Raw genomic sequence first — 21,046 nt, 5'->3', positions numbered from 1 at the left:
GGGGTGGTGCTATCCGAGGAGGGAGCGGCCGATGATTTCCTTCATGATCTCGGTCGTGCCGCCGTAGATCGTCTGGATGCGGCCGTCCGTGAAGGCCTTGGCGACCCGGTATTCGGTCATGTAGCCGTAGCCGCCGTGCAGCTGGAGGCACCGGTCGGCGACGCGCTTCTGGAGTTCGGTGGCCCACCACTTGGCCATGGAGGCGTGGACCGCGTCGAGTTCCCCGTCTCTGTGATCGACGATGCAGCGGTCCAGGAACGCCCGTGTGACGGCGCACTCGGTGGCCATCTCGGCGATCTCGAAGCGGATGTGCTGGAGCTTGGCCAACGGCCGCCCGAACGCCTCGCGCTCCTTGACGTAGGTCGTGGTGATCTCCAGGAGGTGTTCGGCGGCGGCGATTCCGGCGACCGCGATGCCCATGCGTTCCTGGGCGAGGTGGGTCATGAGGTGGATGAATGCACCATTGAGCTCACCCAGGAGATTCTCCTTGGGCACCTTCACGTCGTGGAAGAACAGCTCGGCCGTGTCCTGCGCCTTCTGGCCGATCTTGTCGAGGTTCCGCCCCCGCTCGAAGCCCTCCGCGCCACGCTCGACGACCAGGAGGGACAGGCCCTTCGCCCCGCCCTCCGGAGAGGTCTTCGCGACGACGATCACCAGGTCGGCGAGGATGCCGTTGGAGATGAACGTCTTGGAGCCGTTGAGCAGCCAGTGGTCGCCCTTGTCCTCGGCGGAGGTACGGATCCCCTGGAGGTCCGAGCCCGCGCCGGGCTCCGTCATCGCGATGGCGGTGATCGTCTCGCCCGAGCAGAAGCCGGGCAGCCAGCGCCGCTTCTGCTCGTCGGTGGAGAGGCCGGTGAGGTACGGGCCGATGATGTCGTTGTGCAGCCCGACCGCGAGTCCGGCCGCTCCGGCGCGGGTGAACTCCTCGGCCAGTACGGCGCTGTAGAGGAAGTCGGCGTTCCCGCCGCCCCCGTACTCCTCGGGCACGGCGAGGCCCAGCAGCCCCTGCTTTCCGGCGGCGAGCCAGGCGTCGCGGCTGACGATGCCGTCCTTCTCCCACTGCTCGTAGTGCGGCAGGACCTCCTTGGTGAGGAAGGTGCGGACGGTCTCGCGGAAGGCGTCGTGCTCCGCGCTGAATATCTGACGCTTCATCAATCCTCAGTCCCCTAAAGCCAGTTCTTGACGGTCTCGATGAGCCTGGCCGGTTCGGGGCCGACCGGGACGACGTTGAGCATGGTGACGCCCGCCGCCCGGAAGGCCTCCATGCGCTCACGGACGTAACTCTCCGGCCCGCACAGCGACATGAGTTCGCAGAACTCGTCGGGGACGGCGGCCTCCGCCTCCTTCTTCCTGCCCGCGAGGTAGAGGTCCTGGATCCTGGCGGCCTCTTCCTCGTAGCCGTAGGCGACGGCGAGGTCGTTGTAGAAGTTCTTACCCTTCGCGCCCATTCCGCCGACGTACAGGGCGATCTGCGGGCGGGCCAGGTCCCGTGCGGCTGCGGCGTCCTCGCCGATGGCCAGGAGCCCGCCGGCGACGGTCTGCAGCGGGCCGAGTGCGGGGTCGCGGAGCGCCGTCCCTTCCGCGAGGGCGCTCCCCCACACCTGTTCCGCCTTCTCGGGGAGGAAGAGGGTGGGCAGCCAGCCGTCGGCGATCTCGGCGGTGAGCTTCACGTTGGCGGGGCCGAGCGAAGCCACGTACACCGGGATGGTGTCGCGCACCGGGCGGGTGAGGATCTTCAGCGGCTTGCCGAGCCTGCCGCCCTTCTCCTTCGGCAGCGGCATGTCGGTGATGCCGTGGTGGTCGATGACCTCCCGCTTCCAGATGCGGCGGCACAGTTCGACGGTCTCGCGGGTGCGGCCCAGGGGCCTGTCGTACGGCTTTCCGTGCCAGCCCTCGACGACCTGTGGTCCTGACGCGCCGAGGCCGAGCAGTGCCCGGCCTCCGGAGATCGCGTCGAGCCCGGCGGCGGTCTGGGCGATGAGGGCGGGGGTGCGGGAGTAGACGTTGAGGATGCCCGCACCGATCTTCATGCGGGTCGTACGGGCGGCCAGATAGCCCATGACGGTGGGCGAGTCGAAGCCGTACGCCTCGGCCACCCAGACGGCGTCGAGTCCGGCGGACTCCAGCTCCGCGACCTGGTCGCAGGCCTCGCGGGGGTCGGCCGCGTAGCTCAACGGGACGGAAATCTCCATCAGTTAAAAATCTCCCTCGGCGAGGCTCGGTACGCCCCAGTCGGCGGCCACGTCGGCCGTGTCGGCGCCCGGCAGTGCAGGTCCCCGGTGGAGGGAGCCCGGCGTGCCGGAGAAACGCGGGGCGGGTGCGGGCTGGGTGACGCCGCCGTGCTCGACGTAGGTGGAGCGGGCCGCGAGGTGGGGGTGGTGCGGGGCCTCGCGCATGGAGAGCACCGGGGCCACGCAGGCGTCGGAGGCCTCGAAGACCGCCGTCCACTCCTGGCGGGTGCACTCCTTGAAGCGCGCGGCGATGCTCTCCCGCAGGTCGCCCCAGCGGGCGAGGTCACCGCGCTCGGGCGCGGTGTCCGTGATGCCGAGCAGCTCGGTGAACTCCGCGTAGAACCGCGGCTCCAGCGCACCCACCGCCATGTACTGCCCGTCGGAGGTCTCGTACGTCCCGTAGAAGGGGCAGCCGCCGTCGAGGAGGTTCGAGCCGCGCCGGTCCTGCCAGCCGCCGGCCGCGAGCATGCCGTGCAGCATGGTCGCGAGGTGGCTGGCGCCGTCGACGATCGCCGCGTCGACGACCTGGCCCGCACCCTCGGGCGTACGGGCGTGCTGGAGCGCGGCGAGGAGGCCGATGACCAGGTAGAGCGAGCCGCCCGCGTAGTCGCCGACCAGGTTGGCGGGGACGGTCGGCGGCTCGTCCGGCTTGCCGATCATCCCGAGGGTGCCGGTGAGGGCGAGGTACGAGATGTCGTGTCCGGCCCGCTGGGCGAGCGGGCCCTCCTGCCCCCAGCCGGTCATCCGCCCGTAGACCAGCTTCGGGTTGCGGGCGAGGCAGGCGTCGGGGCCGACACCGAGGCGTTCGGCGACGCCCGGGCGGTAGGCCTCGATGAGGATGTCGGCGCGCTCGACGAGGTCGAGGACCTGGCCGGGTCCCGCCGGGTCCTTGAGGTTGACGAGGACGGAGCGCTTGTTGCGGTTGGTGAGGTCCTTCGCCGGGTCGACGCCGAGCCCCGCGCCGCCCGGCCGGTCCACCCGTACGACGTCGGCGCCCAGGTCGGCGAGGCACATCGCGGCGAACGGGCCGGGACCGATGCCGGCCAGCTCCACCACGCGCACTCCGGAGAGAGGCCCTCGCACAGCCCCGTTGTTCGTGCCTGCTGTCCTTGCCATCAAGCCCCCAGCACTGTGACACAACTGATGTAACAGCAGTGATGCTAAGAACGTGTTCCACTCTGCACAAGCCCCTTGGCCGAGCAAGCGCTTAGCCTTTCCCCTACCTTTTCCCGAGCTGTACCCGACGACTGGAGGAACCGCATGCCGCGTCCGTACGACATCGTGATCTTCGGAGCGACCGGCTTCGTGGGTGAACTGACGGCGCGGTACCTGGCCGCACACGCCCCGGAGGGCTGCCGCTGGGCCGTCGCCGGCCGCTCGCCCGCCAAGCTGGAGCGGCTGCGCGAGCGCCTGACCGGGACCCACCCCTCCTGTGCCGAACTGCCGCTGCTGCACGCCGACTCCGACGACCCCGCGTCGCTGCGCGAACTCGCCCGCAGCACAAGGGTGCTGGCCTCGACGGTCGGCCCCTACCTCCAGTACGGGGAGGGCCTGGTCGCGGCGTGCGCGGAGGCGGGCACCGACTACGCGGACCTGTGCGGGGAGCCCGAGTTCCTGGACCGGATGTACCTTGCCTACGACGCGGTGGCCAGGCGCACCGGATCCCGGCTGGTGCACGCGTGCGGCTTCGACTCCGTACCGCACGACCTGGGTGCGTACTTCACGGTGTGCCGGCTGCCGGAGGGGGTGCCGCTGCGGGTCGACGGTTTCGTGCGGACCGGGGCGCAGTTCTCCGGCGGGACCTTGGCATCGGCGCTGGGGGCGATGGGGCGCGGGCCGCAGATGATACGGGCGGCGCAGGAGCGGCGTGCGGTGGAGCCGGGGCCTTCGGGCGGGCGCGCGGTGCGGGCGCCGCTCGGTGCGCCGCACCGCAACGGCGAGGTGGGCGTCTGGGCGGTGCCGTTGCCGACGCTCGACGCGCAGGTGGTGGAACGGTCGGCGGCGGCTCTTGATCGATACGGACCCGACTTCCGCTACCGGCACTTCGCCGGGGTGAAGTGGCTGCCGGTCGCGGTGGGCGGCACGGTGGCCGCGGGCTCGCTGCTGGCGCTGGCCCAGGTGCCGGCGGCGCGGCGGTGGCTCGGCTCGCTGCTCGCGCCCGGCTCGGGACCTGACGAGGCGCGACGGGCGAAGAGCTGGTTCACCGTGCGGTTCGTCGGGGAGGGCGGCGGGCAGCGGGTGTTCACGGAGGTGTCGGGCGGCGACCCCGGTTACGGCGAGACGGCGAAGATCCTCGCGGAGTCGGTGCTGAGCCTCGCCTTCGACGAACTGCCGAAGACCGCGGGGCAGGTGACGACGGCGGTGGCGATGGGGGACGCACTGCTGGAGAGGCTGCAGGCGGCGGGGATCCGGTTCCGGGTGGCGGCCGTCCGCTGATCAGCCGGATATCCAGCCCGATATCGTATAGATCATGCCGCCGGTCCAGCCCAGCATCGCCAGCACGCCGACGAGCACGGTCACTGCCATCCGCCGGCCGGCCCGGTGGACGGTGACGGACTCGAAGTAGTCGGGGACGGCGGGTGCGGTGTGTGCGCTCGTGTACATGCTCATGTGATCACCCTGTCCCGAAAGTTTGCTTTCAACATCCGTACGCATACTCAGTTACGCGCCTGTTGCATCGGCTACGCACCTGTTGCATCGGCCTCGGCGGTCGCCTCCGTCAGAGCCCTTCGGCACAGCGAGTCCGCGCGGCGGGTGGTCTCCGGCTGGCGGAAGGCGGCGGCCAGCCGGAGCGTGTGCGCGCAGGCGTTGTCGAGCGAGACCCGGTGGCCGACGGACACGAAGACCGGCTTGACGCCGGCTTGGGTGCGCAGGGCGCGGCCGACCTCGGTGCCGTCGTCCTCGGCCAGGAGCGGCGAGAAGTCCCCGCGCCGCGGGCCGGGTTGCTCGTACGCGAACGCGAAGGGGTTCTTCGCGACGCCGAGGGTGGGGAGCCCGGTCAGTACGCCGAGGTGACTGGCCAGACCGAAACGGCGCGGGTGGGCCAGCCCGAACCCGTCGCAGACGATCAGGCCGGGGTCGGTGGCGAGCCTGCCGAGCGCGGCCAGCACCGTCGGTATCTCGCGGAACGCCAACAGCCCCGGTACGTAAGGGAAGGCGACCCGGCCGGTGGCCGTGGCCTCCTCCACCACCGCGAGGGTCGCGGCGTCGAGGACGACGGCCGCGGCGACGACGAGGTCGCGGGCGTCGTCGTACGCGACGTCAACACCGGTGACGTGGCCGGTACCGGGCGGCGGTCCGGTCTCGTCCAGGACGACCCTGGTGCGGAGTTCGTCCTGGACCGCGCGGGCGGCGGCCTCGTCTGTCGGGATGGTGTGGGGCGTGTGGTTCATCGTGCTCGCCACTGTAGGACGTGGGTCTGACAGTGGGGGGTGGAGGGGCTGGCGCGGTCGGTACGCTGGCGATCATGTTCGTACTTGAGTTGACCTATACCGCGCCCGTCGAGCAGGTGGACGCGCTGATGACCGAGCACGTGGCGTGGCTGGACGCGCAGTACGCGGCGGGGGTGTTCCTGGCCTCCGGCCGGAAGCAGCCGAGGGACGGCGGAGTGATCCTCGCGGTCGCCGAGTCGCGGGCGCAGATCGAGGCGCTGGCGGCCTCGGACCCGTTCACCGTGGGCGGGGTGTGCGCTTACCGGGTCACGGAGTTCGTGGCGACGAAGACGGTGGAGGGACTGGCTCCTTACCGCCAAGCACCGGTCGCTTAGCGCTGGGCGGGGGTGTGGGGCGGTCGCGAGCGTATGCCGGAGCAAGGGGCGGGGCTTCGCGTGAGGGCCGCCCCCTTGCCCACCCGTCCCGCCCCCCGGGGGGGCGGCCCCGCTGCCCAAGGAGGCGGCGGTATCGGGGGCAGGCATTTAGGGGCGCGGGGAACTGCGCGACCAGCCACGACGCACCCGCACGACGCCACCGGCCCCGCAGGCCCGCACGACGACCCCCTCGCCCCCCGCGGGCCCGGCCCCGGCGGGGGGAGGAAGGGAGGGAGGGACGGACCCGACGTCCTCAGAACTCCAGCCGTGCCACCCGCCCCTTCTCTCCCGCCGCCCAGCACCCGAGATCCACCGTGCAGTCCACCGTGTCGTACGAGCCGCCGTCGATCTTGCGCCACGAGCGCCCCGCGTTCAGCGTCACGTCCGTGCCCGTCGGGCCGACGGCAAGGGCCACCGACCGGCTGTGCGGCAGCCAGGTCACGCCGGAGCGGTAATCCGTCGGCGGAGTCGTGGACCGGCGCCACGTCCGGCCGCCGTCGGAAGTGAGCGCCGCCGCGTCCGGCGACGCCTGCCCCGCCCGGTAGTCGCCGCCGACCGCGATCCCGTGCGTACGGTCCCGGAAGGCGACTCCGAAGACGCCCCGCGCAGGATCGCCTGCCGGGATCGAGAGGTCCGTCGCCCGCCAGGTCAGACCGCGGTCCGCCGAGTGCAGGACCCGGCCCCGGGAGCCCCCGCCCGTGGCCAGCCACACGTCCCGCGGCCCGTTGCTCACCAGACACTGCCCGCTCGCCGCGAACCCGGCCTCGCCCGGCAGCGCCTCCGGCATCCCCTTGTCCGGGAGCACCTTCCAGGACTTGCCGCCGTCCGCGGTGGACAGGATGCGGTACTTGCCGTCGACCGGGTCACTCATGGCCAGCCCGTTGCGGTGGTCGAAGAAGGTCAGGCAGTCGTAGAAGGCCTTGGGGTCGGGGTTGCGGAAGGTCTCCTTCCAGGTCCGGCCGCCGTCCTCCGTGCGGTACGTCCGGGATGCCTCGCCCTCCCCGATGGCGAGCACCACCGCACGCCGCCCGTCGAACGCCTCGATGTCCCGGAACTCCAGTCCGCCCGCTCCCGGCGGCGACACGTCTCCCCAGGTGCGGCCCCCGTCGGCGGTGCGCAGCACGGTGCCCTTGGAGCCGGCCACCCATGCGGTGTGCCGGTTCACCGCCGCGAGGCCCCGGAAACGTACGTCCGTCACGCCTGTGTCCTTGAGCCGCCACCCGGAAGGAGTGTGCGCACCCTCCTTCGCCACGACGGGTTCCGCGCGCGCTCCCGCCGCCTGTGCCGGAACCGCGCCCAGTGCCGCGGCGACCGCCGCCGCACTCAGTCCCACGGCCATCACACGTCTCGTCTTCCCCATACCCCTCATGGCGCTGGAAGCTAGCGGACCGGACTGCTGTCGTCCAGAGTGCGGGCAGGGGTGCCCGTTCCTATGGTGGGCACAGACGGCGGGCCGGGATGCCGGATCCCGCCGGTGGGTCCAGAGCCGAGGAGGCGACGGGATGGCAGTCGAGATCATCGACGCGCAGGACGCGGGACGCTACGAGGCACGGGTGGACGGATCGGATCGCACGGCCGGAATCTCGCAGTACATCCGTACGCCCGAACTCGTCGCCTTCGTGCACACCGAGGTCGCACCGGACTTCGAGGGCAAGGGCGTGGGTGCCTCGCTCGTCCGGCAGTCGCTGGACGAGGCGCGGGCCGCCGGACTGCGGGTCCTCGCGGTCTGCCCGTTCTACTCGGGCTGGATCCAGCGCCATCCCGAGTACCAGGACCTGCTCTACCAGAGCCGCAGCTCGGTGAAGGACTGACGGCGGGAGCCCGGTCATGAGCACGAACGAGAGCGGTGAACAGCCGCAGGCCGAGCAGGCCGAGCAGCATGAGAAGGCCAAGGAGGCCAAGGAGTATCCGGGCGAGGGGGTGGATGTGACCTTCGATCCCGGTCGCTGTCTGCACGCGGCCGAGTGCGTACGCGGACTGCCGGAGGTCTTCGACCTGAAGAGACGTCCCTGGGTCTCCCCGGACGCCGCTCCGCCGGAGCGGGTCACCGAGGTGATCGGACGCTGCCCGAGCGGTGCCCTGCAGTACCGGCTTCGGGACGGGCCCGCCGAAACCGGCGAAACCCCGACGGTGGTCGTCCGCAATGCGGTGGGCCAGTTGGTGATCAGGGGAGAACTCAGGGTCGACGGTTCACACGGTCCGCACCATGAGACACGGGTCATCCTGTGTGGCTGCGGTGCCAGCGGGAACCAGCCGTACTGCGACCACGCAGGTGTCTGCGGCTCGACGTGATTGCAGCCGGAGACGGGTGATGCAGCTCACGCCCGTTCCGTGTGCACGGAATCGCGCGTTCCTACGTCTTCCGGGGCGGCAGGACGCATCCACCGAGCATGAGAGGTGCTGGCCTTGTCCACCGTCATCGAGCAGGCCGTGCAGGCCCGTCTGATCTCCACCGCGCCGCAGCTGGAGAACGTCCCCGCGACGCTGAGCTACGACCGCACGGACCCCTTCGCCGTCCACATGACCTTCCCTCCCCCGGCGACCCTGGAGGGCATCGAGGTGGTGTGGACCTTCGCCCGGGAGCTGCTTGCCACCGGCCTTGAGGAGGAGGCCGGCGTCGGTGACGTACAACTGCGGCCGTACGGGTTCGGGCGGACCGTGTTGGAGCTGCATGCCGCGGAGGGGATCGCGATGGTGCACATCAGGACCTCCGAGCTGCGGGCGTTCCTGCGCCAGACGCAGGAGCTGGTGCCGCACGGGACCGAGCACCGGTTCCTGGACGTCGACCAGGACCTGGCCCAGCTGCTCAGCAGCTGAGGGGGTGCAGAGCCGGGGCCCCGCGCTCCGGGCCCCGCAGGATCTCCCGGCCCGCAGGATGCCTCCGCCCCGCAGGATGCATCCGTCCCGCAGGATCCCTCCGCCCCGCAGGATCCCTCCGCTCCGCAGCGGACCGAGAAATCATTTGCGTCCGTCGAATCGGCGGGCGTAACGTTCCTCTCGCCCTGTTGTCGTCGATTGGAGAAGGCCGTTGCGCGTCTGAGGTCTGGGACACCGTGCCGCGAGGCAGCCACCTGTGAGTGGTCTGCACTCTTCCGCGTGCCGTGTGCGACCTCGGCGTTCGAGCCGTCTTCTCCCGCTCGGGGCTTCTCTTCTCCGCCGTCATTGCCCTGACGCGAGCGTCATCGCCCTGACGCGAGGTCCGCACGTTTTCGGTGTCTCCACCAGTTGCCCGGAATCACTCACCGCAACCTGGAGGCCCTCGTGTCTACCCACCCCTCTGCACAGCCCCGGAGCACTTCGCTCACCTGCACCGCCCTCTCCTTCTCCTGGCCGGACGGCACCCCCGTCTTCGAGGACTTCCAGATCGCCGTGGGACCCGGCCGTACCGGCCTCATCGGGGTCAACGGTTCGGGCAAGTCGACCCTGCTGAAGCTCTTCGCCGGGGAGCTCACCCCGGCCGGCGGCAAGGTGAAGGCGGCGGGCAGCATCGGTTACCTGCCACAGAGCCTGGTGCTCGACACCGGGCTGCGCGTCGACGAGGCACTGGAGATCGCCGGCAAGCGCGCCGCGCTGCACGCCATCGAGGCCGGTGACGCGAGCGAGGAGAACTTCGCCGCGATCGGCGACGACTGGGACGTGGAGGAGCGCGCACTGGCCACGCTCGGCGAGCTGGGCCTCGGCCACATCGGTCTCGACCGCACCATCGGCGAGGTGTCGGGCGGCGAGTCCGTCCTGCTGCGGCTGGCCGCCCTGCTGCTGCGCAGGCCCGACGTGCTGCTGCTCGACGAGCCGACGAACAACCTCGACCTGTACGCACGGCAGCGGCTGTACGACGCCGTGTCGGCCTACTCCGGGGTGCTCGTCCTGGTCAGTCACGACCGGGAGCTCCTGGAGCGGGTCGACCAGATCGCCGATCTGCGCGACGGCGAGGTCCGCTGGTACGGCGGCACCTTCTCCGAGTACGAGGAGGCCCTCGCCGTCGAGCAGGAGGCCGCGACGCGCATGGTGCGCGTCGCCGAGGCCGATGTGCAGAAGCAGAAGCGCGAACTGGCCGAGGCCCAGATGAAGTTGGCGAAGCGCAAGAAGTACGGACAGAAGATGCAGGACCAGAAGCGCGAGCCGAAGATCGTGATGGGGCTGCGCAAGCGCGCCGCGCAGGAGTCGGCGGGCAAGCACAGGATCATGCATACGGAGAGGCTGAAGGAGGCCCGTGAACGACTGGGCGAGGCCGAGGAGTTGGTGCGCGAGGACGCGGAGGTACGCATCGAGCTGCCGTACACCACGGTCCACCCGGGGCGGGGCGTACTGCGCGTCCGCGACCTGGTAATGCCGTACGGGGCGCGTCTGGACGGGGAGTTCGAGTTGCGCGGGCCCGAGCGGGTCGCGCTGACCGGACGCAACGGCGCGGGCAAGACCACCCTGCTGCGCACGGTCGCCGGGCAGCTGGAACCGCTGTCGGGGGAGGTGGAGAGGCTGGTGCCGATGCGCTTCCTGCCGCAGCGGCTCGATGTGCTGGACGACTCGCTGAGCGTCGCGCAGAACGTGGCGCTCCTCGCGCCGTCCGCGACGAACAACCTGATCAGGGCGCGGCTGGCGCGGTTCCTCTTCAAGGGGGCCAGGGCGGACCAGGCGGTGGGCACGCTGTCGGGCGGCGAGCGCTTCCGGGCGACCCTCGCCGCGCTGCTGCTCGCGGATCCCGCGCCGCAGCTCCTGATGCTCGACGAGCCGACGAACAACCTCGACATGGCGAGCGTGCGCCAACTGACCGAGGCGCTGCAGGCGTACGAGGGGGCGCTGATCGTGGCCAGCCACGACGAGCCCTTCCTGAGGTCGATCGGGATCACCCGACGGCTGCGGCTGGGGGCGGAGCCGGAGGCTGCCGGAGAGGGCCCTGCGGAGGCCTCGGAGGCCGAAGCAGCGATCTGATACCCGACAGAAGGTGTCGGGTATGAGTCCTAGCGTCGATGTCATGGCATCGAACATCGTGGTCACGGGTGCGAGGGAGAACAACCTCCGGGACGTCTCCCTCGCCCTCCCCAAAGGCAAGATCATCGTCTTCACCGGGGTCTCGGGCTCCGGCAAGTCCTCCGTCGTCTTCGACACCATCGCGGTCGAGTCGCAGCGACAGCTCAACGAGACCTTCACCTGGTTCCTCCGCAACCGCCTGCCGAAGTACGAACGGCCGCTGGTGGACGCGATCGACGACCTGTCGGTGGCGATCGTCGTCGACCAGAAGCCGATCGGCGGCAACGTCCGGTCGACCGTCGGCACCATGACCGACATCTACTCGGTGATCCGGGTGCTGTTCTCCCGGTACGGGGTCCCGAGCGCCGGTCCGGCGACGGCGTACTCGTTCAACGACCCGAGCGGCATGTGCACCACCTGCGACGGGGTCGGCCGTACGGTCCGCCTCGACCTCGACAGGGCGATCGACTGGTCGAAGTCGCTCAACGGCGGCGCCCTGCGGGTGCCCGGTTCCTCCGTGGGCAGCTGGCAGTGGAAGCTCTACGCCCACAACGACCTCTTCGACCCGGACAAACCACTGTGCGAGTACGGACCCGAGGAGCGTGCCCGACTGCTGTACGGGGCGCGGGGCGCGGACGGCACCAAGGTGGCACTGCGGATGAAGTCCGGCACGGTGGAGGTGGACTCCGAGGGTCTCGTCAACCGTTTCGAGCGGCTCTTCCTGAAACGGGACACCGGCTCGCTGTCCGCCAAGTCACGTGACGCCGCAGCCGAGTTGACCGTGGAGGGCGTGTGCGGGAGCTGCGAGGGGGCGCGGCTGAACGAGGCCGCGCTGAAGTCCCGGATCGACGGTCTTTCCGTACGGGACTACGTCTCCATGGAGGTCGCCGACCTGGTGGAGGTGCTGGGCCGGATCGACGACCCGGTGGCGTCCCCGATCGCGGCTGCCGCGCGGGAACGGCTTGAGCGCCTGGTGGGGATCGGGCTCGGATATCTGAGCCTGGACCGGGAGACCACGACGCTGTCCGGGGGCGAGGGCCAGCGGCTCAAGATGGTGCGGCACCTGGGGAGTTCACTGACCGGGCTGACGTACATCTTCGACGAGCCGAGTGTGGGCCTGCACCCGCGGGACGTGGGGCGGCTGAACGATCTGCTGGTACGCCTGCGGGACAAGGGCAACACGGTGCTGGTGGTGGAGCACGACCCGGACGTGATGGCGGTCGCGGACCACGTGGTGGACATCGGCCCCGGCGCGGGCACGGACGGCGGTCTCGTCGTCTTCGAGGGGCCGGTGGCTCAGCTGCGCGGGGCGGACACCCCGACCGGCCGGTGTCTGCGCCGGCGCACCCCGCTCAAGGAGTCTTTCCGCTCCCCCACCGGGTGGCTGCCGGTCACCGGGGCCTCCCTGCACAACCTCAAGGGCGTCGACACCGCCTTCCCGACCGGGGTGCTCACCGTGGTGACGGGGGTGGCGGGTTCGGGCAAGTCGACGCTGGTGTCGGAGGTGTTCACGGCCGTGCACCCGGAGGCGATCGTCATCGACCAGGGGGCGATCGGGGTCTCCTCGCGGTCCACCCCGGCGACGTACGTAGGCATCATGGACGCGATCCGCCGGATCTTCGCGAGGGAGAACGGGGTCGATGCGTCCCTCTTCTCCTTCAACTCCGCCGGTGCGTGCGGGGGTTGCTCCGGCCGGGGCGTCCTGTACACCGACCTGGCTTTCATGGACCCGGTGACGACGGTGTGCCCGGCGTGCGAGGGCCGGCGCTTCCAGGACGAGGTGCTGGAGCACCGGGTGGGCGGCATGTCGATCGTGGACGTGCTGGAGATGCCGGTGACGCGGGCGCTGGAGTTCTTCGAAGAGCCGCTGATCGCAAGGAGGTTGGAGACCCTGCACGAGGTCGGGCTGGGGTACCTGACCCTCGGTCAGCCGCTGAGTTCGCTGTCCGGCGGCGAGCGGCAGCGCATCAAGCTGGCCACCCAACTGCACCGGACCGGCAGCGTCTACGTACTGGACGAGCCGACGACCGGTCTGCACATGGCGGACGTCGACACCCTGGTCGCGCTCCTCGACCGGCTGGTCGACGCCGGGAACTCGGTGATCTGCGTCGAGCACAACCTGGACGTGGTGAAGCGCGCGGACTGGGTGATCGACCTGGGCCCGGACGGCGGCAAGCACGGCGGGGAGATCGTGTTCGAGGGAACACCGAGCGAGCTGATGCAGCTTCAGAAATCGTTCACCGCCGAGCACTTGCGCCGCCACCTCCACTCCTCGACGGCCCGCTGACGGACCCCGGGGGCGCGGGGAACCGCGCGACCAGCCACAGCGGACCCGCACCGGGAACCCCACAGAACACTGGAGCACGGGAGCACTGGAGCGCTAGAGCGCCCGGAGCCGGGCCTGTGTGCCCTCCAGCTCGGCCTGGAGGGCGCGCCCGGCGGCATCGGCGTCCCCCCGCGCCACCGCTTCCACCAGCTCCTCGTGTCCGGCCTCCCCGCAGCCGCGGTCCTGCGTGCGCAGCCCGGTCAGCTCGACCATGTCGATCAATCCGGCCCGCAGAACGGGGCGGAACTCCGCGAACAGCGAGGTCAGGACCGGGTTGTGGGCGGCGTCGACGACGACAGCGTGGAGGGCGATGTCGGCGTCCACGAACGCCGCGTCTCCCCCCGGCACGGCCCGCCGCCGCGTCGCCATCGCCGCCCGGAGCGCGGTGACGTCGTCCTCGGTCCGGCGCCCGGCGGCGAGCCGGGCCGCCTGGACCTCGACCAGCATCCGCACCTCGTACACATCGGTGATCGCGGCCCGGCGCAGGCGGGTCGCCCAGTCCTCCTCGGGCTCGGTGGCGATGACGAAGACGCCGGAGCCCTGGCGGGCCCGCAGCAGCCCCGCCCCGGACAGGGCGCGCAGCGCCTCACGGACGGTGGAGCGGCCGACACCGAGGGTCTTGGCGAGGGTCGTCTCGCCGGGGATCTTGGTGCCGACCGGCCAGTGGCCTCCGGTGATCTGCTCACGCAGATGCGCAATGGCCTGTTCCACCAGGGGTGTGGGGCGGAGGGCGCCGAGCGTCATAAATTTCACCTGTCAGGTTGTCTGAGGACTTGAGGTGTGGTTAGTGTAGCCGCCATGCGATTTCGCGGGCTTCTTCTCGGTTGCCGCGGCGGGGCCTGAGACGACCGGCACCCCGCCGCGGGGTGCCGTGCTGCCGGTCGGCCGACCGTGGACGACCGAAGGAATCTCCGACCGTGAGCGTGACCGTGCACACCTGGAATCCGCAACAGCCCAGTCCCATGCCGTCCCACCGCTATCGTCCGGCCCACGAGCGCGTGTGTGTACCGCTGGCCGACGCCGACCGCTCCTGGCCCACCCGCCGCATCGAGCAGGCACCGCTGTGGGTGCCGGTCGATCTGCGGGACGGCAACCAGGCCCTGGCCGAGCCGATGGACACCGGCCGCAAGCGCAAGTTCTTCGATCTGCTCGTCGCCATGGGCTACAAGGAGATCGAGGTCGGCTATCCGTCCGCGAGCCGCACCGACTTCGACTTCGTACGGCATCTGGCGACGAGCGGCGCCGTGCCCGACGACGTGACCACAGTGGTCTTCACCCCGGCCCGCCGCGACCTCGTCGAGCGCACCTTCGAGTCGATCGAGGGGCTGCCGCACACGGTCGTGCACCTCTACACGGCCACCGCTCCCACCTGGCGCGACACCGTCCTGGGCCGGTCCCGCGACGAGGTGCACGCACTGGTCAGGGAGGGTGCGAAGGACGTGCTGCGGCTCGCGGAACAGCGGCCGGACGCCGACATCCGCTTCCAGTTCTCGCCCGAGGTCTTCAACCTCACCGAGCCCGACTTCGTCCTGGAGGTCTGCAACGGCCTGAGCGAGCTGTGGGACGCCTCCCCGGACCGCCCGGTCGTCCACAACCTCCCGGCCACGGTCGAGATCGCCACCCCGAACGTCTACGCCGATCAGATCGAGTACATGCACCGGCACTTGGCGCGACGCGACGCGGTGATCCTCTCCGTGCACCCGCACAACGACCGCGGTACGGGGGTGGCCTGCGCCGAACTGGCCGTGCTGGCGGGGGCACAGCGCGTCGAGGGCTGCCTGTTCGGCAACGGCGAGCGCACCGGCAACGTCGACCTGGTCACGCTCGCCCTCAACCTGCACACCCAGGGCGTCGATCCGGGGGTCGACCTCACCGACATCGACGCCGTACGGGAGGTGGTCGAGCACTGCAACCGGCTGCCCGTCCCGGTCCGCCATCCGTACGCCGGCGACCTCGTGCACACCGCGTTCTCCGGCACCCACCAGGACGCCATCAGCAAGGGCCTGGCCGCGCATGCGCGACGGGCCGCGGCCGAGGGCGTAGGGGAGCGGGAACTGCCCTGGTCCGTACCGTACTTGCCGATCGATCCGGCCGACATCGGGCGGACGTACGAGGCGGTGATCCGGGTCAACAGCCAGTCCGGCAAGGGCGGCATCGCCTATCTGCTGCAGACCGGTTACGGGATCGACCTGCCGCGCGGGATGCGGCCGGACTTCTCGAAGGCGGTGCAGCGGACCACCGACGACAGCGGGCGGGAGGCGAGCACGGAGGAGCTGTGGGAGCTGTTCCGTACGGTGTACCTCTCCCCCGGGGTCGAAGGGCCGGTGTCCGTGCCGTGGTACGAGGCGTCCGAGGTCGGGCCCGGCGCCCATGAGTTGGTGTGCGACATCGGTTTCGACGGCGCGCCGCCGGCCCGCTTCAAGGGTTCCGGGAACGGGCCCGTCGCCGCCTTCACCGCGGCCCTCGCGGAGGCGGGCATCGAGGTCGACATCCTCGGGTACGCCGAGCATTCCACCGGGAGCGGCCCCGGCAGTCCGGCCGTGGCGTACGCGGAGTGCCGGATCGGCGGGGCCGTGTGGTGGGGCGCGGGGCAGGACACCTCGGTGCTGACGGCGACGGTGCGGGCAGTGCTGTCTGCCGTCAACAGGGCACAGGGGGCTGCTTGATGACGGCACATCAGCCGTTCCGTCCCGTCGAAGTGCTTCGCGTGCGATCCGATGCGCTGACGAGCGAGCTGGTCGGCGGCTGCTTCGCACACCCGGTCCTGCTGACGCGTGACGGGGGCCGGTGGAGCGTGCGGACACGGAGGAGCCGGGTCGCACTCTGAGGATCTGCCGTGGAGGAGCCGAAGCTCTGCCGCCGGGGCGGGCCCGTCGTTCGATACGTTCGAGCGGCGGGCCCGTCCGCATGTGCGCCGGGCTCGTTTCGTCGGCCCCGTACACGTATCGGAGAAATCGCATGCCCAGCAGAAAAGCCCTGGTCCGCCGCCCGAGCCCGCGTCTCGCCGAGGGGCTGGTGACGCATCTCGAACGGACGCCGGTGGACGTGGAGTTGGCCTTCGCGCAGTGGGAGTCGTACGTCGGGGCGCTGCGGGCGCACGGCTGGGAGACGGTGGAGGTGGAGCCGCTCGACGGCTGCCCGGACGGGGTGTTCGTCGAGGATTCGGTGGTGATGTTCCGCAATGTCGCCCTGATGGGGCGGTCGGGGGCGGTGTCCCGGCGGCCGGAGACGGCGGCCGTGGAGTCGGTGCTGGCGGAGCGGCTCGGGTGCTCGGTGAACCGGGTGCGGGAGCCGGGGACCCTGGACGGCGGAGACGTGCTGAAGGTCGGCGACACCGTGTACGTGGGGCGGGGCGGGCGGACCAATGCGGAGGGGGTCCGTCAGCTGCGGGCGGCGTTCGAGCCGCTCGGGGCGCGGGTCGTGGCGGTGCCGGTGAGCCGGGTACTGCACCTGAAGTCGGCCGTGACGGCGCTGCCGGACGGGACTGTCGTGGGGTACGAGCCGCTGGTGGACAGCGTGACGGCGTTCCCTCGCTTCCTCTCCGTGCCGGAGGAGGCGGGCCCGCATGTCGTCGTGCTCGACGGGAACACGGTCCTCATGGCGTCGAGCGCGCCGAAGTCGGCGGAACTGTTCGCGGATCTTGGATTCACACCCGTTCCGGTGGACATCAGCGAGTTCGAAAAGCTGGAGGGCTGCGTGACTTGTCTCTCGGTACGCCTTCGCGACCTGCATACATAACGGTATGTAGCAGGAAATAGCGGACGGGGACTTGGCTCCGCGCTCACACCGCGCTTAACCTACGGTCTCGTAACCTACGAAGCCGTAGGTAACCGCCTCGTCCCCATCCCCCTGGAGTACCCGTGACGATCACCTCTCCCCATCTCGGCAGCTCGGAGGCGTGGACCGACGCCAAGCTGCTGTTCGCGCTGGAAGAGGTGGTGGAGAAGGAACTCAACCGCCACCTGTCGGTCACCAAGGACTGGATGCCCCACGAGTACGTGCCGTGGTCGGACGGCCGGAACTTCCCCGGCTTCTTCGAGGACGGCCAGGCCTGGGACCCGGAGCAGTCCAAGGTCACGGAGATCGGCAAGGTCGCGCTCGTCGTGAACCTGCTGACCGAGGACAACCTCCCCAGCTACCACCATGAGATCGCGTCGCTCTTCGGCCGGAACGGCGCGTGGGGCACCTGGGTGCACCGCTGGACCGCCGAGGAGGGCCGGCACGGCATCGTGATGCGCGACTACCTGCTCGCTTCGCGGGCGGTGGACCCGGACAAGCTGGAGCAGTTCCGGATGGTGCACATGAGCGAGGGCTTCGAGTCCGACAACCGGCACTCGATGCTGCACTCGGTCGCGTACGTCGCCTTCCAGGAGCTCGCCACCCGCATCTCGCACCGGAACACCGGCCACCAGTCCGGCGACCCGGTGTGCGACCGGATGCTGGCCCGGATCGCCACGGACGAGAACCTGCACATGGTCTTCTACCGGAACCTGCTGGGCGCCGCCTTCCAGCTCGCCCCCGACCTGACCATGCAGGCCGTGCGGGACGTGGTCGTGAACTTCCGGATGCCGGGACACGGCATGCCGGGCTTCGAGCGGGCCGCGGCGCAGATGGCGATCGGCGGGGTCTACAACATCCGGATCCACCACGACGACGTGATCCAGCCGGTGCTGCGCTTCCTCAAGGTCCTCGACATCGACGGGCTCGGCCCCGAGGGCCTGAAGGCCCAGGAGGAGCTCGGGCTCTACATGAGCGGGCTGGACTCGGAGGCGTCGAAGTTCGACGAGAAGCTGGCGGCGAGGCTGGCCCGGAAGGCGGCGCGGGCGGCCGGGGCGTAAGCGGTGTGCTGCCGGAGGGGCGGGAAGGGTGATCCCCCGGCCCTCCGGCAGGACCGGGCGGCGGTGCAGCGTGACGCGTCACACTGCCGCGTACACAACAGCCCGTCGCGCTGCCGCGCACGTAACGATCCGGGTCGTCGGGGCGCACGGTGACCCACTCCGCATCCCGGCCCGCCAGGGCCGCGAGAACGGCCGGTTCGCGCCCACAAGAATCGTGCTCCCCCGGCTCCCCCGAGACCGGCCAGGGTTCGCCGGCAGCCGTCAACTTCACTGCATACAAGGCGAGTTGATGAGTATGCCGGGAGTGCGGCAGCGGGGAGCGCCGATCGCGGAGCTGCTCGGTCCTGTTCCGCGCCGTGAAGGATCTGTGGCGATTTCGCCTGCCGGGCGCGAAGGGTCGCAGCGGTGAAGAGGGGATCTCCGCGCAGGGCGCGCGCCCGCGCCACGTAATCTGTCGGGCGTGAAACCTCTCACCCGTCTAGTCCTCATCGGCGCCCCGGTCGCCATCGTTGCCACCGCAGTGTTCGGCGGCAACCCCAAGGGGGACGACCCGATCTATGTCGACCCGTACGAGAACGCGGAAGCGTCCGGTGGGGCCGATGCGGCCGCCGAGGCCAAGAAGCCCAAGACCGACCAGGAGCTGATAGCCAAGCTGCCTCCCGGTCTCGCGGCCCCCGCCGCCAAGGAGATGGCAGCGCAGATCATCTCCACCGCGGAGAACTCGACGACCAACTGGCGCGGCCAGTACGCGTCGATCCGCGACGTCGGCGACGGCAACGGCTACACGGCCGGCGTCATCGGCTTCACCTCGGGCACGCACGACATGCTCCAGCTGATCCAGGATTACACCAAGTCCCATCCGGACAACCCGCTCGCCGTCTTCATCCCCGCACTGGAGAAGGTCGACGGCAGCGCCTCGCACGAGGGCCTCGACCCCGGCCTCCCCAAGGCGTGGAAGCAGGCGGCGAAGGAGCCGGACTTCATCAAGGCGCAGGACGCCGCCCGCGACAAGTACTACTTCAAGCCCGCGGTCGACCTCGCCAAGATGGACGGTCTGGGCACGCTCGGCCAGTTCATCTACTACGACGCGATGGTGCTGCACGGCCCCGGCATCGACCCGCGCGGCTTCTACGGCATCCGCGACCTGGCCCGCAAGAAGGCCAAGGCGCCCGCCGAGACGGACGCCAAGGACAAGAAGAAGGCCGAGAAGGCCTACCTGACCGCGTTCCTGCACGAGACGCGCGAGGTGCTCCGGACGAAGAAGAAGCTCAACGACACGTCCCGCATCGACACCGCCCAGAAGGTCTTCCTCCAGAAGAACAACATGGACCTGAAGCCCCCGCTGGAGTGGAAGATGTACGACGAGGCGTTCCGCATCACGCGCTGACGAGAACCGGCCGGGGGACGGGAACCGGCCGGGGGACGGGAACCGGCCGGGGAGCGGGCCGCCCGGACGGCCTCGCTCCGGACCGGAGAGGCCGGAGAGGCCGGGCCCGGAGGGGCCTGAGGGGGGCCGGGTGCTCGTCCGTGATCCAGCCCGTGTCGACGCTGCACATGTGGACGCCCTGGACGGCGAGCTCGGCCGCGCTGGTGCGGGTGAGCATGTTGAGGGCGGCCTTGGCCATGTTGGTGTGCGGGTGGCCGCCGGTCTTGTTGCGTACGGCGAACCGCCCCTCGACCGCCGTCACGTTGATCACGTACCGGCGCGGGCGCGGCGAGGCCGGCAGCAGCGGGAGCAGCCGGTCGCAGAGCAGGGCGGGGGCCAGCGCGTTGACGAGCTGGGTCTCCAGGAGTTCGGCCGGGTCGACGGAGCCGAGGCGGACGGACCAGGAATTCACGGGCGACGGATCGGGCAACAGCCCTGCCTCGGCCGTCCCTTCGGGCAGCACGAGGGCCAACGCACCGCTTGCCAAAGAGAGTTCGGTGGTCAGCGGCGCGCAACCCGGGGCCCGCAGCACTTCGGCGGGCAGCTTCCCGCGCTCCCCCGCCGCTGCGCGGCGTACGACTGGGGCGGTCGGCGCACCGTCTGGGCCGCGTTGTTCACCAGGATGTCCAGCGGTTCGCCCGTCTCCCTCAACTGATCGCACAGACCCAGTACTTGGCGTGGGTCGCGCAGGTCGACGGCGACGACGGTGAGCCGGTCGAGCCACTTCTCGCTGCCCTCCGCGGCCCGGAAGCGGGCCAGCGTGTCGTGCGGAAAGCGGGAGGTGACCAGGGGTTCGGCGCCGTCGCGGAGCATCATCAGGGCGAGCTGGAAGCCGATCTTGACCCGGCCGCCGGTGAGCAGGACCCGCCGCCCGGAGAGGTCGGTGGCCAGGGCGCGGCGTGCGGTGTTGTCGGCGGCGCAGTCCGGGCAGAGCGCGTGGTGGAAGGCGTCGACGTGCCGGTAGGGCCGCTTGCAGACGTAGCAGCGACGCGGGCGGACGAAGGCTCCGGACTTCGCAGGCCGCGCCAGTGGGGCGTCCTCGCGCCGGTCGGCGGCCCCGGTCGTGGTGGCGGCCACGGTCGCGTGGTCGGCCGGCCTGTCGGCCTCCCTGCGGGCCCTGCGCCGACGGTGGCGGCCTTCACGGACGTACGTTCCGGCGATCTGTTCGGTGCGCAGCCGGGCGGGGTCGTCGACGGGGAGGGCCCGCAGCTTCTCGACCGTGCGGGCGAAGGCGGCGATCTCCGCGCCGGAGGCCGCGTTCGGCCCGGGCTCCGCGTCGGACACCGGTTCCGGCCCGGGCTCCGCGTCGGAGACCGCGTCCGGCCCGGGCTCCGCGTCGGAGACCGCGTCCGGCCCGGGCTCCGCGTCGGAGACCGCGTCCGGCCCGGGCTCCGCGTCGGAAGCCGCGTCACGGGCCCCCTCCGGTATCGGCCCGGACGCCCAGTCGGCCGTGTG

At 70.8% G+C, this 21,046-nt stretch carries 18 protein-coding genes and 1 pseudogene; 11 read left to right on the top strand and 8 right to left on the bottom strand.

All coding sequences use genetic code 11. The features are described 5' to 3' along the window. Positions 1–9: 9 nt before the first annotated feature. From ACWGIG_RS06980 to ACWGIG_RS06970, 3 genes are read right to left on the bottom strand one after another with little or no spacing between them, the layout of a single operon-like run. Entirely contained in the window at positions 10–1,152 is a 1,143-nt protein-coding gene (locus ACWGIG_RS06980; protein WP_453320484.1) for an acyl-CoA dehydrogenase family protein, read from the bottom strand. A 14-nt stretch (positions 1,153–1,166) separates the two neighbouring features. After that, positions 1,167–2,192, bottom strand: coding sequence for an LLM class F420-dependent oxidoreductase (locus ACWGIG_RS06975; RefSeq protein ID WP_453320483.1), 1,026 nt, complete (start codon positions 2,190–2,192; stop codon positions 1,167–1,169). A 3-nt stretch (positions 2,193–2,195) separates the two neighbouring features. Continuing rightward, the gene (locus ACWGIG_RS06970) at positions 2,196–3,347 is read right to left on the bottom strand and encodes a CaiB/BaiF CoA transferase family protein (RefSeq protein ID WP_453320482.1); all 1,152 of its coding nucleotides are present in this window, start codon (positions 3,345–3,347) and stop codon (positions 2,196–2,198) included. A 144-nt stretch (positions 3,348–3,491) separates the two neighbouring features. On the opposite strand from ACWGIG_RS06970, the gene ACWGIG_RS06965 reads away from it, so the two are divergent. Beyond that, entirely contained in the window at positions 3,492–4,667 is a 1,176-nt protein-coding gene (locus ACWGIG_RS06965) for a saccharopine dehydrogenase family protein (protein WP_453320481.1), read from the top strand. On the opposite strand, the gene mmpA is transcribed toward ACWGIG_RS06965, so the two are convergent. Both mmpA and ACWGIG_RS06955 read right to left on the bottom strand, forming a co-directional pair. Beyond that, positions 4,668–4,841 carry a morphogenic membrane protein MmpA gene (mmpA, locus tag ACWGIG_RS06960; protein WP_453320480.1) on the bottom strand — a complete coding sequence of 58 codons (174 nt, stop codon included), beginning with the start codon at positions 4,839–4,841 and terminating at the stop codon, positions 4,668–4,670. A gap of 71 nt (positions 4,842–4,912) precedes the next feature. Next, positions 4,913–5,623, bottom strand: a complete 711-nt coding sequence (locus ACWGIG_RS06955; RefSeq protein WP_453320479.1) for an endonuclease V — start codon at positions 5,621–5,623, stop codon at positions 4,913–4,915. Between the two features lie 74 nt (positions 5,624–5,697). Here ACWGIG_RS06955 and ACWGIG_RS06950 point away from each other — a divergent pair, with 74 nt between their 5' ends. Further along, positions 5,698–5,997 carry a YciI family protein gene (locus ACWGIG_RS06950; RefSeq protein WP_453320478.1) on the top strand — a complete coding sequence of 100 codons (300 nt, stop codon included), beginning with the start codon at positions 5,698–5,700 and terminating at the stop codon, positions 5,995–5,997. 292 nt (positions 5,998–6,289) lie between these two features. On the opposite strand, the gene ACWGIG_RS06945 is transcribed toward ACWGIG_RS06950, so the two are convergent. Continuing rightward, the gene (locus tag ACWGIG_RS06945) at positions 6,290–7,375 is read right to left on the bottom strand and encodes a WD40/YVTN/BNR-like repeat-containing protein (protein ID WP_453320477.1); all 1,086 of its coding nucleotides are present in this window, start codon (positions 7,373–7,375) and stop codon (positions 6,290–6,292) included. 163 nt (positions 7,376–7,538) lie between these two features. On the opposite strand from ACWGIG_RS06945, the gene ACWGIG_RS06940 reads away from it, so the two are divergent. The 5 genes from ACWGIG_RS06940 to ACWGIG_RS06920 all read left to right on the top strand — a co-directional run bounded on the left by ACWGIG_RS06940 (position 7,539) and on the right by ACWGIG_RS06920 (position 13,288). Continuing rightward, a complete protein-coding gene (locus tag ACWGIG_RS06940; protein WP_453320476.1) occupies positions 7,539–7,847 on the top strand; it encodes a GNAT family N-acetyltransferase in 309 nt (102 codons plus the stop codon). A gap of 16 nt (positions 7,848–7,863) precedes the next feature. Continuing rightward, on the top strand, positions 7,864–8,328 hold the full coding sequence (locus ACWGIG_RS06935; RefSeq protein WP_453320475.1) for a (4Fe-4S)-binding protein: 465 nt from the start codon (positions 7,864–7,866) through the stop codon (positions 8,326–8,328). 114 nt (positions 8,329–8,442) lie between these two features. Continuing rightward, positions 8,443–8,853, top strand: coding sequence for an SsgA family sporulation/cell division regulator (locus ACWGIG_RS06930; RefSeq protein WP_453320474.1), 411 nt, complete (start codon positions 8,443–8,445; stop codon positions 8,851–8,853). Positions 8,854–9,297: 444 nt separating this feature from the next. Then, positions 9,298–10,962, top strand: coding sequence for an ABC-F family ATP-binding cassette domain-containing protein (locus ACWGIG_RS06925; protein WP_453320473.1), 1,665 nt, complete (start codon positions 9,298–9,300; stop codon positions 10,960–10,962). Positions 10,963–11,005: 43 nt separating this feature from the next. After that, entirely contained in the window at positions 11,006–13,288 is a 2,283-nt protein-coding gene (locus ACWGIG_RS06920; RefSeq protein WP_453320472.1) for an ATP-binding cassette domain-containing protein, read from the top strand. A 93-nt stretch (positions 13,289–13,381) separates the two neighbouring features. On the opposite strand, the gene ACWGIG_RS06915 is transcribed toward ACWGIG_RS06920, so the two are convergent. Beyond that, a complete protein-coding gene (locus ACWGIG_RS06915) occupies positions 13,382–14,071 on the bottom strand; it encodes a FadR/GntR family transcriptional regulator (protein ID WP_453320471.1) in 690 nt (229 codons plus the stop codon). A 218-nt stretch (positions 14,072–14,289) separates the two neighbouring features. Between ACWGIG_RS06915 and leuA the strand changes: the two genes are divergently transcribed. From leuA to ACWGIG_RS06895, 4 genes are all read left to right on the top strand, one after another. Next, positions 14,290–15,993, top strand: coding sequence for a 2-isopropylmalate synthase (gene leuA / locus ACWGIG_RS06910; protein WP_453320497.1), 1,704 nt, complete (start codon positions 14,290–14,292; stop codon positions 15,991–15,993). 292 nt (positions 15,994–16,285) lie between these two features. Continuing rightward, a complete protein-coding gene (ddaH, locus tag ACWGIG_RS06905; protein WP_453320470.1) occupies positions 16,286–17,065 on the top strand; it encodes a dimethylargininase in 780 nt (259 codons plus the stop codon). Between the two features lie 122 nt (positions 17,066–17,187). Then, positions 17,188–18,165, top strand: coding sequence for an acyl-ACP desaturase (locus ACWGIG_RS06900; protein WP_453320469.1), 978 nt, complete (start codon positions 17,188–17,190; stop codon positions 18,163–18,165). A gap of 460 nt (positions 18,166–18,625) precedes the next feature. Further along, positions 18,626–19,552 (top strand): chitosanase, encoded by a 927-nt coding sequence (locus tag ACWGIG_RS06895; RefSeq protein ID WP_453320468.1) that lies wholly within the window; start codon positions 18,626–18,628, stop codon positions 19,550–19,552. A gap of 121 nt (positions 19,553–19,673) precedes the next feature. Here ACWGIG_RS06895 and ACWGIG_RS06890 read toward each other — a convergent pair. After that, positions 19,674–20,875 (bottom strand): annotated as a pseudogene (locus tag ACWGIG_RS06890) (SDR family NAD(P)-dependent oxidoreductase); the annotation flags it as partial. Positions 20,876–21,046: the final 171 nt, after the last annotated feature.

This window comes from Streptomyces sp. NPDC054863 (assembly GCF_053610825.1).
Note: the sequence above shows the minus strand (reverse complement) of the source record. Positions and strands in the feature narration are given on the sequence as shown.

Excerpts from the sequence above, each read along its gene's own strand:
- ACWGIG_RS06920 (WP_453320472.1), top strand. The coding sequence starts at position 11,006 with ATGGCATCGAACATCGTGGTCACGGGTGCGAGGGAGAACAACCTCCGG.
- mmpA (WP_453320480.1), bottom strand. The coding sequence starts at position 4,841 with ATGAGCATGTACACGAGCGCACACACCGCACCCGCCGTCCCCGACTAC.
- ACWGIG_RS06915 (WP_453320471.1), bottom strand. The coding sequence starts at position 14,071 with ATGACGCTCGGCGCCCTCCGCCCCACACCCCTGGTGGAACAGGCCATT.
- ACWGIG_RS06965 (WP_453320481.1), top strand. The coding sequence starts at position 3,492 with ATGCCGCGTCCGTACGACATCGTGATCTTCGGAGCGACCGGCTTCGTG.
- ACWGIG_RS06970 (WP_453320482.1), bottom strand. The coding sequence starts at position 3,347 with ATGGCAAGGACAGCAGGCACGAACAACGGGGCTGTGCGAGGGCCTCTC.
- ACWGIG_RS06950 (WP_453320478.1), top strand. The coding sequence starts at position 5,698 with ATGTTCGTACTTGAGTTGACCTATACCGCGCCCGTCGAGCAGGTGGAC.
- ACWGIG_RS06975 (WP_453320483.1), bottom strand. The coding sequence starts at position 2,192 with ATGGAGATTTCCGTCCCGTTGAGCTACGCGGCCGACCCCCGCGAGGCC.
- ACWGIG_RS06935 (WP_453320475.1), top strand. The coding sequence starts at position 7,864 with ATGAGCACGAACGAGAGCGGTGAACAGCCGCAGGCCGAGCAGGCCGAG.
- leuA (WP_453320497.1), top strand. The coding sequence starts at position 14,290 with ATGCCGTCCCACCGCTATCGTCCGGCCCACGAGCGCGTGTGTGTACCG.
- ACWGIG_RS06940 (WP_453320476.1), top strand. The coding sequence starts at position 7,539 with ATGGCAGTCGAGATCATCGACGCGCAGGACGCGGGACGCTACGAGGCA.
- ACWGIG_RS06945 (WP_453320477.1), bottom strand. The coding sequence starts at position 7,375 with ATGGCCGTGGGACTGAGTGCGGCGGCGGTCGCCGCGGCACTGGGCGCG.
- ddaH (WP_453320470.1), top strand. The coding sequence starts at position 16,286 with ATGCCCAGCAGAAAAGCCCTGGTCCGCCGCCCGAGCCCGCGTCTCGCC.
- ACWGIG_RS06980 (WP_453320484.1), bottom strand. The coding sequence starts at position 1,152 with ATGAAGCGTCAGATATTCAGCGCGGAGCACGACGCCTTCCGCGAGACC.
- ACWGIG_RS06955 (WP_453320479.1), bottom strand. The coding sequence starts at position 5,623 with ATGAACCACACGCCCCACACCATCCCGACAGACGAGGCCGCCGCCCGC.